The 13543-nt window shown below is 72.2% G+C and carries 12 protein-coding genes; 6 read left to right on the top strand and 6 right to left on the bottom strand.

Translation table 11 applies throughout. The features are described 5' to 3' along the window. Positions 1 to 69: 69 nt before the first annotated feature. Positions 70 to 1572, top strand: coding sequence for a chitinase (locus ACZ7GX_RS23370; RefSeq protein WP_498779475.1), 1503 nt, complete (start codon positions 70 to 72; stop codon positions 1570 to 1572). A gap of 45 nt (positions 1573 to 1617) precedes the next feature. Here ACZ7GX_RS23370 and ACZ7GX_RS23365 read toward each other — a convergent pair whose 3' ends face one another. Continuing rightward, complete coding sequence (locus ACZ7GX_RS23365; RefSeq protein WP_498779474.1) at positions 1618 to 3111, bottom strand: methionine--tRNA ligase; 1494 nt, start codon at positions 3109 to 3111, stop codon at positions 1618 to 1620. A 309-nt stretch (positions 3112 to 3420) separates the two neighbouring features. On the opposite strand from ACZ7GX_RS23365, the gene ACZ7GX_RS23360 reads away from it, so the two are divergent. Beyond that, complete coding sequence (locus ACZ7GX_RS23360; RefSeq protein WP_498779472.1) at positions 3421 to 3963, top strand: RICIN domain-containing protein; 543 nt, start codon at positions 3421 to 3423, stop codon at positions 3961 to 3963. A 78-nt stretch (positions 3964 to 4041) separates the two neighbouring features. On the opposite strand, the gene ACZ7GX_RS23355 is transcribed toward ACZ7GX_RS23360, so the two are convergent. From ACZ7GX_RS23355 to ACZ7GX_RS23345, 3 genes are all read right to left on the bottom strand, one after another. Continuing rightward, positions 4042 to 4821, bottom strand: coding sequence for a hypothetical protein (locus tag ACZ7GX_RS23355; RefSeq protein WP_498779470.1), 780 nt, complete (start codon positions 4819 to 4821; stop codon positions 4042 to 4044). 101 nt (positions 4822 to 4922) lie between these two features. Then, positions 4923 to 5543: an L-threonylcarbamoyladenylate synthase gene (locus ACZ7GX_RS23350; RefSeq protein WP_498779469.1), complete on the bottom strand. Its 621-nt coding sequence runs from the start codon at positions 5541 to 5543 to the stop codon at positions 4923 to 4925. Between the two features lie 48 nt (positions 5544 to 5591). Next, positions 5592 to 6197 carry a LysE family translocator gene (locus ACZ7GX_RS23345; RefSeq protein WP_498779467.1) on the bottom strand — a complete coding sequence of 202 codons (606 nt, stop codon included), beginning with the start codon at positions 6195 to 6197 and terminating at the stop codon, positions 5592 to 5594. 58 nt (positions 6198 to 6255) lie between these two features. Here ACZ7GX_RS23345 and ACZ7GX_RS23340 point away from each other — a divergent pair, with 58 nt between their 5' ends. The 3 genes from ACZ7GX_RS23340 (at position 6256) to ACZ7GX_RS23330 (ending at position 10560) form a co-directional block, all read left to right on the top strand. Continuing rightward, the gene (locus tag ACZ7GX_RS23340; protein ID WP_498779466.1) at positions 6256 to 8016 is read left to right on the top strand and encodes an aminotransferase-like domain-containing protein; all 1761 of its coding nucleotides are present in this window, start codon (positions 6256 to 6258) and stop codon (positions 8014 to 8016) included. Between the two features lie 218 nt (positions 8017 to 8234). Beyond that, positions 8235 to 9326: a hypothetical protein gene (locus ACZ7GX_RS23335; protein ID WP_498779464.1), complete on the top strand. Its 1092-nt coding sequence runs from the start codon at positions 8235 to 8237 to the stop codon at positions 9324 to 9326. 415 nt (positions 9327 to 9741) lie between these two features. Next, entirely contained in the window at positions 9742 to 10560 is an 819-nt protein-coding gene (locus tag ACZ7GX_RS23330; RefSeq protein ID WP_498779462.1) for a siderophore-interacting protein, read from the top strand. Between the two features lie 94 nt (positions 10561 to 10654). Here the strand turns inward: ACZ7GX_RS23330 and ACZ7GX_RS23325 are convergent, their stop codons facing one another. Continuing rightward, positions 10655 to 11272, bottom strand: a complete 618-nt coding sequence (locus ACZ7GX_RS23325) for a TetR/AcrR family transcriptional regulator (protein ID WP_498779460.1) — start codon at positions 11270 to 11272, stop codon at positions 10655 to 10657. 92 nt (positions 11273 to 11364) lie between these two features. Between ACZ7GX_RS23325 and ACZ7GX_RS23320 the strand changes: the two genes are divergently transcribed. Continuing rightward, positions 11365 to 12291, top strand: coding sequence for an NAD(P)-dependent alcohol dehydrogenase (locus ACZ7GX_RS23320; protein ID WP_498779459.1), 927 nt, complete (start codon positions 11365 to 11367; stop codon positions 12289 to 12291). Here the strand turns inward: ACZ7GX_RS23320 and ACZ7GX_RS23315 are convergent, their stop codons facing one another. After that, a complete protein-coding gene (locus ACZ7GX_RS23315) occupies positions 12292 to 13437 on the bottom strand; it encodes an acyl-CoA dehydrogenase family protein (protein ID WP_498779457.1) in 1146 nt (381 codons plus the stop codon). It abuts the gene before it with no gap. Positions 13438 to 13543 lie beyond the last annotated feature (106 nt).

Below are 13543 nucleotides of genomic sequence, written 5' to 3'. Positions count from 1 at the left end.
TCTTGACACCCCGCATGTGGTCTAGTCCAATTCTTCCACCTGGAGGCCGCCACCGCTGGGAGGAGACGCATGTCGCGCAGGGTCCTGTTCGCCAGGGTGGCGGCGGTGACGGCGTTGGTGGTGGGAGCGGCGGCGGTCAGCTTCGCGCCCGCCTACGCCGCGTCGGTCACCGCGACGTTCGCCAGGACGTCGAGCTGGGAGACCGGCTACACCGCGCAGTTCTCGATCAAGAACGAGACCGGCTCGGCCGTCTCCGGGTGGAAGGTCGAGTTCGACCTGCCCGCCGGCACCACCGTCGGCGCCTACTGGGACGCGTTGCAGACCAACTCGGCCGGGCACTACGCGTTCACCCACCGCGAGTACAACGGCGGCATCGCGCCCGGCGCCGCGGTGACGTTCGGCTTCAACGCCTCGGGCACCGCGAGCCCGGCCAACTGCAAGATCAACGGCGTGTCGTGCGCCGGTTCACCGACCACCACGACAACCACCACGACCACCACTACTACGACCACGACGACCGGGCCGACGACGACTACCACCACCACACCGCCGGTCACCGGCCTGCCCAAGCGAGTCCTGGTCGGCTACCTGCACGCGAGCTTCGCCAACGGTTCCGGCTACGTCCGGATGAAGGACGTCCCCGACGACTGGGACATCATCAACCTGTCCTTCGCCGAACCCACCTCCGCCACCTCCGGCGACCTCCGCTTCGCCCAGTGCCCCGTCACCGAGTGCGGAGGCGTCGAGTCCGAGGCCGAGTTCATCGCGGGCATCCGGGACAAGCAGGCCAAGGGCAAGAAGGTGCTGATCTCCATCGGCGGCGCGAACGGCCAGGTGCAGCTGTCCACCACGGCCGCGCGCGACGCGTTCGTCCGCTCCGCCTCGGCGATCATCGACAAGTACGGCCTGGACGGCCTGGACGTCGACTTCGAGGGCCACTCGCTGTCGCTCAACGCGGGCGACACCGACTTCCGCGCGCCCACCACGCCGGTGATCGTCAACCTCATCCAGGCGTTGAAGGCGCTGAAGGCCCGCTACGGCGCGAAGTTCGTGCTCACCATGGCCCCGGAGACCTTCTTCGTCCAGGTCGGCTACCAGCACTACGGCGGCAGCGGCGGCGCGGACCCGCGCGCGGGCGCGTACCTGCCGGTGATCCACGCGCTGCGCGACGACCTCACCCTGCTGCACGTCCAGCACTACAACTCCGGCCCGATCATGGGCCTGGACAACCAGTACCACTTCATGGGCGGCAGCGACTTCCACGTCGCCATGGCGGACATGGTGCTGGCCGGGTTCCCCGTGCGCGGTGACGCGACGAGGGTGTTCCCGGGCCTGCGGCAGGACCAGGTGGCCATCGGCCTGCCCGCGAGCGTCAACGCGGGCAACGGCTTCACCTCCGTCGCCGAGGTGCACAAGTCGTTGGACTGCCTGATGAAGGGCGCGAACTGCGGCGCCTACCGGCCCAAGGCCGGCTACCCGGACCTGCGCGGCCTGATGACGTGGTCGGTCAACTGGGACCGCCACAACGGTTTCGAGTTCTCCCGCGCGCACCGCGCCTACCTGCCCCGTTGACCGGTTCGGGCCCGGCCGGCCGCCGTGGGCAGGCAGCCGGCCGGGTCACAACCGGGGGAACAACGGCTGCGGCTGGGGGAGCCGGTCCGTGAGCGTGACGCACTGCTCGGAGATCCGCGTCGCCAACGTCGGCACGAACGGGGTGAGCTCGCGGGCCAGGACGCGGCACGCGGCCAGCAGCGCCGTGATGGCCGCGTCCAGGCGCCCGCCCGCCTCGGCGTCACCGCCGCGCTCGGCACGGGCCAGGTCCCACGGTCGCACCCGTTCGACGTACCGGTTGGCCTCTTCCACGATCCGCCACACCGCCGCCGTCGCCCGCCTGAAGTCGAAGTCGGACACGGCGGCGTGCACGAGGTCCGGCGCGTCCCGGCACGCCGCCGCCAACGGCTCGGCGGCCGGGTCCGGTGCGGCCGCGGGCGGTCGGCCCTCGCGGTAGCGGTGGACCATGACCGTGACGCGGTTGACCAGGTTGCCGAGACCGTTGGCCAGGTCCTCGTTCGCGCGGGCGACCAGGCGCGCCTCGGTGAAGTCCGCGTCGCCGACGCGGGGCACGTCGCGCAGCAGCCACCACCGCACCGCGTCCGAGCCGTACCGGTCCGCCAACGCCACCGGGTCGACCACCGCGCCCGCCGACTTGCTGATCTTGCGGCCGTCGGTGGTGAGGTAGTCGTGCACCAGGATGTCGGTCGGCAGCGGCTCGCCCGCCGACAGCAGCATGGCCAGCCAGTACACGGCGTGGAAGCGGACCACGCCCTTGCCGATCACGTGCACGCGCCGGTCGCCCTCCACCCACCAGCGGCGGTAGTTCGAGCCGTCCGCGCCGTAACCCAGGCTGGTGATGTAGTTGCCCAGGGCGTCCCACCACACGTAGACGACCTGGTCGGGATCGCCCGGCACGGTGATACCCCACCCGTGCGCGCGGGCGCGTGAGCGGGAGACCGAGAAGTCGCGCAGGCCGGCGGCGATGAACGCCAGCACCTCGTTGCGGCGCACGGCGGGCTCGATCCGGACCGTGCCGTCGACGATCAGGTCGCGGAGCCGGTCGGCGTGGCGGGAGAGCCGGAAGAACCAGTTCTCCTCGGCCACCGGCTGCGGCTCGACCTCGTGCTCCGGGCACTTGCCTGCCACCAGTTCGGCGGAGGTGTAGAACTGCTCGCAGCCCACGCAGTACAGGCCCTCGTAGTGGTGTCGGTAGAGGTCGTGCGCGCACGCCCGCCACAGCCGTTCGACGCCGGCGCGGTGCCTGGCGTCCCGGCTGGTGCGGATGAAGTCGGTGAACGACAACGCCAACGGGTCGCGCAACGCCGCGAACGCCGCCGAGTTCCGGTCGACCAGCTCGCCGGTCGGCACGCCTTCCGCCTGCGCGGCCAGCACGTTCTTCAGCGAGTTGTCGTCGGTGCCGGTCAGGAACCGCACCCGGTCGCCGCGCAGGCGGTGGTGCCGGGCCAGCACGTCGGCCTGCACGATCTCCAGCGCGAAACCCAGGTGCGGACGCGAGTTGACGTACGGGATGGCGGTGGTCACGTAGTAGCGCGACATCGGAACCTCCTGGTGCGGGGGTTCGCGGCCGGCGGAGACCCCCTGGGACGGGGGCCTCGGACTCGTCATCCGTGCAGCGTCGGCCGCCCCGCGTGGCGGGGCGCCATGACCGGGCACGACGAGGACATGGCGGCGACGTTAGCAGCGTGATGACCCGTGCCGCGCCTGGTTTTCGTCCGCCCTTGGCCGTAGCGGCGATGGGTGAACTCACCCATGCGCGCGTGGGTCGGATTGGGCGCTGGTCGAACGGCGACCGCGACGGCCACGATTCATCACGGAGAAATCCCCTCAGGAAAGTGGTGAAGGGAAATGGTGAAATTCCTGCGTCGCTTCGGCATCGTCGTGCTCGCGCTGGCGGTGTCGTGGGGCGTGAGCCCGGCCTCGGCGAACGCCGCGCCCGACCGGTCGGTGATGGCCGCCGACGACCAGTACTTCGAGATCAGATCTCAGCTCAACCAGAGGTGCGTGGACGTGCTGGCCGCGGGCAACGGCGACGGTGTGCCCGTCGAGGTCGCCGACTGCTGGGGCGGCGCCAACCAGAAGTGGCGGCTGTTCTACGTCGGCAACGGCTACTACGAACTCCACCCGCTCAACAGCCAGCGGTGCCTCGACATCGCCGGGTCGGGAATGGACCAGGGCGGTGTCGGGATGCAGTGGGCCTGCTGGGGCGGGGCCAAGCAGCACTGGCGGTTCGTGGACGTCGGCGGTGGCTACGTCGAGATCAGGAACCAGCTGACCCAGCGGTGCCTGGACATCGAGGGCGGCGGCGACCACGTCCACGCGCGGACGATGGTCTGGGACTGCTGGGGCGGCGCGAAGCAGCACTGGCGGCTCGTGCCGGTGCCCGCCTGACCCGCGACCGTCCCCGTCCCGTGACCGACGCGGCCTGCCCGGTGTCCCGGGCAGGCCGCGAACTCGGGCCCGGGTCCGCTAGCAGCCGATGCGGTCGGCGCCCAGCGCGATGTCGTCCAACCAGATGTCGTAGCTGCCCTCGTTGGGCTGGTAGAGCTGCCAGCCCAGCTTGACCGTGTCGAACCTCGGGAACAGGAAGTCGACCTGGTTGCCGCCGTGCTCGCGGGTCGAGACGGTCAGGTCCGGGTTCGGCTTGCCGTCGAACCACAGCGTGATCCGGTTGTCGGAGGCGTCCATCCGCCACTCGACGCACTGCCAGACGCCTGCCTTCGACGGCGCCGACTCGCGCCAGTTCGTCCAGTCGCCGGTCGGGCCGCCGTCCGCGCCGACGCCCCACAACGCCTTGTCCAGCGTGGGCACGTACTGCCCGCCCAGCGGGCGCACGACCTCCGGGCCGTCACCCGTGGCCTCGATCAACGTGTAGTGCGCCCAGTCCGGCGCGTCCGGGAACGCCTCGACGCGGACCCGGACCCGGCCGTAGAAGCTGTTGCCCGGCGCGGCGAAGTCGTCGACCTTGAGGAACGCCCGGCCGTTGCCCTCGGCCCGCACGTGCAGCACCTTCTGGCCGCGCCGGTCGCGTTCGACCTCCAGCGAGCCGTTGCGGGTGTCCACGCCCCACTTGAGGCTGGTGCCCGCGCCCGTCGGCACGTGCTGGAAGTCCTCGCAGAACAGCAGGTCGGCGCGGGCGCAGGACTTCAGCCGGTGGTCGGCCTGACCGGGGCCGGCGGCGTCCGCGACGGGCAGGGCGACGACCGACAGCAGGACGGCGAGGACCGCCGTGGACAACCTTTTCCGCACGGGTAGCTCCTTCTGCGCTGAGGGGGCAGCAGGAAGCTATCCGTTCTGGGAACGCTCCCATACCTCTGACCGGCGCAAAAGTCCTGGTCCGTTCGCGGGTCCTATTCGAAGCGGGAGGGATCGCCCGCGCCGTGCCGGATGATCTCGGGCTCGCCCTGGGAGAAGTCGACGACGGTGGTCGGCACGGTGCCGCAGTCGCCCGCGTCCAGCACGGCGTCGACCACGTGGTCCAGCCGTTCCTTGATGTCCCAGCCGTGGACCAGCGGTTCCTCCTGGTCGGGCAGCAGGAGCGTGCTGGACAGCAGCGGTTCGCCGAGCTGGTCCAGCAGGGCCTGCGCGACCGGGTGGTCGGGGATGCGGGCGCCCACCGTCTTCTTCTTCGCGTGCATCAGCCGGCGCGGCACCTCGGTGGTCGCCGGGAGGATGAACGTGTAGCTGCCCGGCGTCGCCGCCTTGATCGCCCGGAAGACCGCGTTGTCCACGTGCACGAACTGCCCGAGCTGGGAGAAGTCGCGGCACATGAGCGTGAAGTGGTGCCGGTCGTCCAGGTGCCGGATCTGCCGGATCCGGTCCAGGCCCGCCTTGTTGCCGAGCCGGCAGCCGAGCGCGTAGCAGGAGTCGGTCGGGTAGGCGACCAGGCCGTCGGACTTGATCAGCTCCACCGCCTGGTCGATGGACCTCCGCTGCGGGTTCACCGGGTGCACGTCGAAGTACCTGGCCATGCGAGGAGCCTAGTAGTCCGGCAGGAGCCCCGCGTGCAGGCCCGCGGGTCACGTGAACGCGAGCATGGCGCCGAGCGCGACGAAGGCGCCCGCGAAGCCCCGCCGGATCCACGTCTGCACGCGGGGGCGGCGGATGATGTGGTCGCGGACGGCGGCGGCGGACCAGCCGTAGCCGACGAACACCACGAACGTGAGCGCCATGAACGCCGTGCTCAGCTCGACCATGCGCGGGACGGCGGCCGGTTCGTCCGGGCGCACGAACTGCGGCAGGAACGCGAAGAAGAAGATCGTCAGCTTCGGGTTGAGCAGGTTCACCATGACGCCGGACGCGATCACCCGTGCCGCCGAGCGGTGCGGTGCGGCGGGGTCGACGGCAAGCGCGGTCTTGTCGCGGATCGTGCTCCACGCCAGGTAGAAGACGTAGGCGACGCCGAGGTACTTGAGGACCTGGAACGCGGGCGTGCTGGTGTTGAGCAGCGCGGCCAGCCCGGTGAGCGCGGCCAGCACGTGCGGCACGATGCCCAACGTGCAGCCCACCGCGGCCACGGCGGCGGCGCGCACGCCACCGGTGAGGCCGGCCGAGGTCGTGTAGAGCACGCCGGTGCCGGGTGTGGCGACGATGACGAGGGACGTCAGCAGGAAGTCGGCGGTCACCGGGCGCGCCCGGTCGTGGAGCGGATCATGGCGTCCACCCTGGTGACAGACTGGTCCGGTGAACAGGTCCAATCCAGGTCAGGTCGACAGGTCCATAACGACGGGATCGGACTTCCTGCAACTCGACATCGGCGACGCGCCGGTGGGAGGGCGGGCCGACTGGCTGGCCCGGCGGCTCCGGGAGGCGATCGCGGACGGACGGCTGCCGGTCGGGAGTCGGCTGCCCGCGACCCGGGTGCTGGCGGGCGAGTTGCGGGTCTCGCGCGGGGTGGTCACCGAGGCGTACCAACGGCTCGCCGAGGACGGCCACGTCAGCGGACGGGGCCGGGCGGGCACCGTGGTGGTGGCCGCGCCCCACGCGGTCTCGCCTCGGGTGGGTGGTGCGCGGGCTGTGGGTGGTGCGCGGGCTGTGGGTGGTGTGCGGGGCGCTGGGGGAGGGGACGCGCGGCAATCGGGTGCGGGCCGGTCGGACATCGGGGGAGTGCGGGGCGAAGGCGAGGCGGGCGCTGGTGGAGTGCGGGGCGCGGGTGAGTCGGGTGCCGGGGGAGTGCCGGCCAGGTCGCCGGTCGCGGGCGGCGTCCGGCTGGTCGACGGCGGTGGGGTGGCGGGTCGGCCGGTTTACGGCGGCGGTGTGGTGGGTCGGCCGGTTGACAGTGGTGCGGTGGTGGGTCGGCCGGTCGACGGCGGTGTGTTCGCACGGCCGCCCGGCGCGGACGCGTTCGATGCCCTGCGCGGTGTCCCCGCGCGGATCGACCTGTCGCCCGGTGTGCCGGACCTGACCGCGTTCCCGCGTGCCGCCTGGCTGCGCGCCGAACGTGCCGTGCTCCGCACCTTGTCGGCGTCGGACTTCGGCTACGGCGACCCGCGCGGCACGCCGGCGTTGCGGCACGAGGTCGCGCACTGGCTCGCCCGCTACCGGGGCGTCCGCGTGGACCCGGACGAGGTGGTGATCGTCGCCGGCGTCGCCCAAGCGCTCGGGCTGCTCGCCCGGGTGCTGCGCCGCGACGGCGTGACCGAGATCGCCGTGGAGGATCCCGGGTCGCTCGGCGCGCGACAGCACCTGCGCAACTGGGACCTCGACACACCACCCGTGCCGGTGGACGGCGAGGGCATCCGGGTGGACGAGTTGCGCGCCGGGGGAGCGCCGGCCGTCCTGCTGACGCCGGCGCACCAGTTCCCGACCGGAGTGGTGCTCGGCGGCGCGCGTCGACGTGAACTGATGCGGTGGGCCGAGGCCGGCGGTCTTGTCATCGAGGACGATTACGACGCGGAACACCGTTATGACCGGCCGCCCGTGCCCGCGTTGCGAGCAATGCTCCCCGAACGTGTTTGTTACGCCGGAAGTGTGTCCAAAGTGCTTGCTCCCGCATTGCGCGTCGGGTGGTTGCTCGTGCCCGGTGCGAATCAAAACAGTGTGATCGAAGCGAAGCGGTACGCCGATCTCGGCAATGCGGCGCTGCCCCAACTCGTCCTGGCCGCCATGATGGCCTCCGGGGAACTGGAACGGCACCTGCGGTTCGTCCGCCGACGCCACCGCCGCAGGCGCGACGCGATGATCGCGGCGATCGACCGGCACCTGCCCGATGCGGTCGTGCACGGCGCCGCGGCGGGGTTGCACCTGCTGGTGACCTTCGACGACGACGTGTCGGACACCGACCTCGCCGCGGCAGTTCTCGCCCGAGGGGTGAAGACGCAGCCGTTGTCGTGGCACGGGCAACGGCCCGGGCCGCCCGGACTGGTGCTCGGCTACGGCGCGAGCACGCCGACCGACATCGCCGAAGGCGTCGCCGTCATCGCGGACGCGCGCCGGCAATCGTGATCGTCCCTCTTGTTTTGTGCTCACTCAGAATTCCATTGCCGGTGGCAAAGTCACACTATCGCGTGGATGATGTGCACGGTCGGATTTTGTTGATCATCCTAAGTGGACATGCATGGTCGGCGCGGTCACGATGAGCGGAGGCCGGGAAGTCAGGCGCGGAGATCCTGCGGCACTCCCGGGTTATTCACGCTCTGTCGTTCGAAAGCAGAACTCCACTCATGACCGCACAAGCACCTACGAAATCCCACGATCGAGAGCACGACCACCACCCGATCCCCGTCCACCTCGTCGGCTCACTGCCGCGTCCCCTGTGCGACGACCCCGCCACCGCCATGGACTGGTTCCTGCGGCACCGGGGCGGCGCCGAGCTCACCGCCCTGCCGTCCGACCGCGATCCGCGCTGGATCGTCGACTGGCTCACCCACCACATGTCCTCCGTGCCGTCCCTCGAACAGGTGCGCGGCGGTGAGAGCCGCGGCTACGACGACATGCCGTACTACCGCGTCCGGGCCGGTCAGAAGCTGTGCGCGGAGGAGATCGGCCTGTCCCGCGTCGCGCAGGCGGACGCGGCGTTCGCGGCGCTGGACCGCTTGCACGTCACCGGGAACGGTGAAGAGCTGCGCGTGCAGGTGGGCATCCCCAACGCGCTCGACCTGGCGGTGTTCGCGTTCGGCTCGATCGACGCCGCCCACGAGTGGCTGCCGACCATGCAGGTCGCGGTGGTGCACGAGGTGACCGAACTGGTCGCCCGGTGGGGCGACCGGCTGCAGCTCCAGCTGGAGACGCCCGCCGTGCTGGTGGCCTACCACCTCACCCCGCCGGCCGCGTGGCCGGAGCTGACCGCCCAGCTCGCCGGGCAGGTGGCCGGCGTGCTGGGCGCCGCGCCGCGCACCCGGTGGGTGCTGCACCTGTGCTACGGCGACCTGGAGCACGTGCCGGTGTTCACGCCGACCGACCTGCGGCCGGCGGTGCGGTTCCTCAACGCGCTGGCCGACGTGCTGGCCGGGCACGGGGTGCCGATGCCGACCGTGCACCTGCCCGTGGCCAGTGGCGCCAACCCGCCGCCCACCGACCCCGCGTTCTACGACGAGCTGCGGCACCTGCGGCGCGGGGTGGAGGTCATCGCGGGGGTCGTGGCCGAGGACCACCCCGAGGAGACCCGCGAAGCGCTGCGGCTCACCGTGGACGCGCTGGGCATGCCGGTGGCCGGCGTCGCGGCCGCGTGCGGGTACGGGCGACGGACCGAGGACGCCGCCGCGGCGAACCTCGGCCTGGCCGCCAAGCTCGCGCAGGAGTGGAGCGTGCGCTGACCGCTCGGGCGGTGGGACGTCCGGCGTCCCACCGCCCGCTGCGGCAAGCCGACCGCCCGACGTGCCACGGCCCAGCCGGGAGTCCGACCGCCCGGCCTCGTGCCGAACGACCCGCGGGTGGAGCGGGGGCCGGTCCGGCGCCGACCCCCGCTCGCCGGGTCACCCGAACGTGACGTCGCTGCAGAAGTAGTACGACCGGTGCAGGTGGCCTGGCCTGCCACACCGTGCAGATCACGTGGTGGCCGGCACCCCCCGGTAGTTCACGTGGTGGCCGGTGCGGCCCCGGCGCGTTCACGTCGACGGTCGTGGTGGTGCCGGTGGAGACCTGCTTGGCGGCGGCCTCCGTCGGCCGCGGTGGACCGGCACGTACGGTGAAGGCGGGTTGCGCCGTTGGAATCACCGAGGAGTACGCGACATGGCTGAACGGTCCCGTGCCAGGAGCGGGCGCGTGGTGCGCACCGAGTGGATCGCGCCGCGGATGGTCCGCGTGGTCCTCGGCGGTGAAGGGCTCGCGGACTTCGCCGTCGGGCCGTACACCGACAGCTACGTCAAGCTCGCGTTCCCGCTGGAGGACGTGCTCTACCCCGAGCCGTTCGACCTCGCCGCGATCCGCGCGACCATGCCCCGCGACCAGTGGCCACGCACCCGCACGTACACCGTGCGCAAGTGGGACGCGGACGCCGGCGAGTTGTGGATCGACTTCGTCACGCATGGTGACGTCGGCGTCGCCGGTCCGTGGGCGGCGAAGGCACAGCCGGGTGACGTGCTGCACTTCGCCGGTCCCGGCGGCGGGTACGCGCCCGACCCGGACGTCGCCTGGCACCTGATGGCCGGCGACGAGAGCGCGTGGCCCGCCATCGCGGCGGCGCTGGAGGCGTTGCCCGCCGGCGCCCGGGCGGAGGTGTTCGTCGAGGTCGACGGGCCCGACGACGAGCAGCCCGTGCGGTCGGCGGGTCGGGTGGACCTGCGGTGGCTGCACCGCGACGGCGGTCCGCGCGGACGACTCGTCGTGGACGCGGTGAAGGCCTCGACGTTCCCCGAGGGCGTGGTCCAGGTGTTCGTGCACGGCGAGGCGAACATGGTCAAGGACCTGCGCGGCCACCTGAAGGTGGAGCGGGGCGTCCCGCGCGAGCAGATGTCGATCTCCGGCTACTGGAGGCTCGGCGCGGACGAGGACGGCTGGCAGTCGTCCAAGGGCGAGTGGAACCGGCGGGTCGAGCAGGAACAGGGTTAGCGGTCCGCGGCGTCAGCCGTCTCGTCCAGCAGGCCCAGGGCGTCGTCGAGCGCGTGGAACTCGCGCGGCGGGCCCGGCTCGGACGGTCGTTTCGTCACCCGAGCGCGTCGCGCAGGCCGAGGCGCACCGGCGGGGGCAGCGGGTCGCGGGCCTGGAACGACTGGAGGAAGTAGGCGACCAGGCGGCGCGAGGCGGCCACCGTCGCGTCCACCGACTCGGTGACCAGGCCGTTGTTGGCCATCAGCACGAGCGTCAGGTCGTCGAGGGTGAAGTCGGGTCGCAGCCTGCCGGTCGCCTTGGCGCGGGCCACCAGCCCGGCGAACGCCTCCTCGGCCCGCGTGCGCAGCTCGTCGACCGGCACGGTGTCGGGGAACGCGGTCAGGAACGCCGCGCTGAACCCCCGGTCCCTGGCCTGCATCTCGCACAGCTTCTCCACCACGCGGCAGAAGCCGCGCCACGCGTCGGGGTCCTCCGCCGCCCGGCTGACCTCGCTCGTGCACGCCTCCAACTGCTCCGCGAACACCTCCCTGACCAGTTCCTCCTTGGTCGGGAAGCGGCGGTAGAGGGTGGCGACGCCGACCCCGGCCCGGCGGGCGATCTCGGTCATCGACACGTCCAGGCCGTCGGCGGCGAAGGTCTCCCTCGCCGAGGCGACGATGCGTTCGCGGTTCTGCCTGGCGTCCACGCGCAACTGAGTCGTCCTCCCTGGCACGTCTCTCACTTTACCTGAAATGGAAGGTGCCTTCCGTTTGTCGTGGTAGCGTCGAAGTGGAGGGTGTCTTCCACTTCTGTGAGGGGTGAGGAATGCGCGCAGCGCTGTTCGACCGGTACGGGCCGCCGGAGGTCCTGTACGAGGGCGTCGTGCCCGACCCGGAGGTCCCACCGGGGCACGTGCTGGTGCGGGTCCACGCGGCCAGCGTCAACGGTGGCGAGCTGATGGGCCGGTCCGGCAAGCTCAAGGTCCTGCTCGGCCCGAAGTTCCCCAAGCGGGTCGGCATCGACTTCGCGGGCGAGGTCGTGTCCGGGCCCGGCTTCGCGCCGGGCGCGCACGTGTGGGGCGGCCTGCCGCGTGGCCGGTTCGGCAGCGTCGCCGAGTACGTCGCCGTGCGCCCGCGCCAACTCGCGCCCAGCCCCGCCGGCCTCGACCTGGTCCAGGCCGCCGCGTTGCCGGGCGTCGGCACGACCGCCATCACCGCCCTGCGCGACAAGGCGAAGCTGCGCCGGGGCGAACGCCTCCTCGTGCGCGGCGCGAGCGGGGGAGTGGGCAGCGTCGCGGTGCAGGTGGGCAAGGCCTACGGCGCGCACGTCACCGCCCTGGCGGGCAAGGGCGCCTTCGACTTCGTCCGCGAGCTGGGCGCGGACGAGGCGATCGACTACCGCACCGATCCCGCCGACCTCGGCCGCTTCGACGTCGTCCTCGACACGTACGGCGGCACGCCGCGCGCGTACCGCCGCCTGCTCGGGCCCGGTGGCCGCATGGTCGGCATCGCGTTCCGCTCCGCCGCCGACGTCGGCTACCTCCTCGCGTCCGCGGTGTTCGGCCCGCGCCGCGTCCGCTTCTTCAGCGGCAACCCCGGGACCGACCTGTTCGCCGACCTCACGGCGCTCGTCGAGGGCGGCGCGGTCCGACCCGTGGTCGAGGCCGTCCACCCGGTGGCCGGGATCGCCGAGGCCCACCGTGCGCTGGAAGCCGGCGGGGTGCGCGGGAAGCACGTGATCCGGGTCCTCTGATCACACGAACGGGCTGATGGTGGTCTCCGCGCCCACCAGGGTCGCGCCGTAGATCTCCAGGTTCACCTGGGGGAGGAGCATGCCGTGGCGCGCGGCCACGTTCGCGTCACGCCACATCCGCTGCAACGGGCTGGATTCGGCGAAGCCGCGCGAACCGTGCGCGTACAGCAGCGTTTCCAAGGCGCGGGTCACGTGGCGGACGGCCACGGAGGAGTCGGCGCGGCACCGGGCGCGGAGCAGTTCGGAGGGGTACTCGGCCTCGGCGGCGTACCGGTCGAGGAGGTCGGCGGCGCGGTAGGCGTGCAGCTCGGCGCTGTCCACCGCCGAGGCGGCCTCGGCGACGAGGAGCTGGAACGCGGCCGAGTCGCGTTGCCGGTCGAAGCCGGTGTAGGCGATGCCCTTGTCCGCCGCGGCGGCGATGACGTGCGCCAGGGCCGCACGGCCCAGCCCGACCAACGGGCCGCTGATCATCGTCACGAGCGACGGCACGAACGCGGCGCGGTAGGCGACGGGGGTGTCGGGCGTGACGTTGGCGCCCGCCACCATCCGCTCCAGCCGCAGCACGCGGTGGTCGGGCACGAACGCGTCCCGCACCACGAACCGGTTGCTGCCGGTGGACCTCATCCCGGCCACGTGCCACTCGTCCACGACCTCGAAGTCCTCGCGGGGCACCAGCGTCCACGCCAGGTTGCCGTCCAGCACGGCCGCCGCCAGCCCCCACGACGCGTGCCCGATGCCGGAGGCGTAGGTCCACTCGCCGCTGAGCCGGTAGCCGCCCGCCACGCGCTCGACCGGCCCGCTCGGCATCAGCGTCCCGGCGACCAGGGCTTCGGGATCGGCGCCCCACACGTCGTCCTGAGCCTGCTCGGGGAACAGGGAGGTGATCCAGTTGCTGCCGTTCCACAGCGCCGTGCACCAGCCCGCGCCACCGTCGAGCTCGGCCACCGCCGCCGACACGTCCAGGTGCGTGCGGATCGATCCCTCCCCGCCGCCGTACCGCGCGGGCCGCGTGACGCGGAACGTGCCCGCGTCCCGCATGGCCGCCACGGTGTCGCCGGAGACCTGGCGCTCCTCCTCGGCCCGCGCGGCGGCAGCGGTCAACCGCGGCGCGAGGGCGGCGATGGCGGTCAGGACCCCGGAGCTCATCACGAAACCCCCTTCGACGACAGCGGCGGCGGCCAGTCGATCGTCCCACCGCCGGCCGTCGGACCGGCACGACCATTCGCGTGGCCCGGTCCCGCCGAACGGGTCG

Source organism: Actinosynnema sp. NPDC037264 (genome assembly GCF_055603705.1).
The sequence above is the reverse complement of the archived record's forward strand: the minus strand, read 5'-3'. Positions and strand labels throughout refer to the sequence as shown.

Excerpts from the sequence above, each read along its gene's own strand:
- ACZ7GX_RS23370 (WP_498779475.1), top strand. The coding sequence starts at position 70 with ATGTCGCGCAGGGTCCTGTTCGCCAGGGTGGCGGCGGTGACGGCGTTG.
- ACZ7GX_RS23365 (WP_498779474.1), bottom strand. The coding sequence starts at position 3,111 with ATGTCGCGCTACTACGTGACCACCGCCATCCCGTACGTCAACTCGCGT.
- ACZ7GX_RS23360 (WP_498779472.1), top strand. The coding sequence starts at position 3,421 with ATGGTGAAATTCCTGCGTCGCTTCGGCATCGTCGTGCTCGCGCTGGCG.
- ACZ7GX_RS23350 (WP_498779469.1), bottom strand. The coding sequence starts at position 5,543 with ATGGCCAGGTACTTCGACGTGCACCCGGTGAACCCGCAGCGGAGGTCC.
- ACZ7GX_RS23335 (WP_498779464.1), top strand. The coding sequence starts at position 8,235 with ATGACCGCACAAGCACCTACGAAATCCCACGATCGAGAGCACGACCAC.
- ACZ7GX_RS23330 (WP_498779462.1), top strand. The coding sequence starts at position 9,742 with ATGGCTGAACGGTCCCGTGCCAGGAGCGGGCGCGTGGTGCGCACCGAG.
- ACZ7GX_RS23320 (WP_498779459.1), top strand. The coding sequence starts at position 11,365 with ATGCGCGCAGCGCTGTTCGACCGGTACGGGCCGCCGGAGGTCCTGTAC.
- ACZ7GX_RS23315 (WP_498779457.1), bottom strand. The coding sequence starts at position 13,437 with ATGAGCTCCGGGGTCCTGACCGCCATCGCCGCCCTCGCGCCGCGGTTG.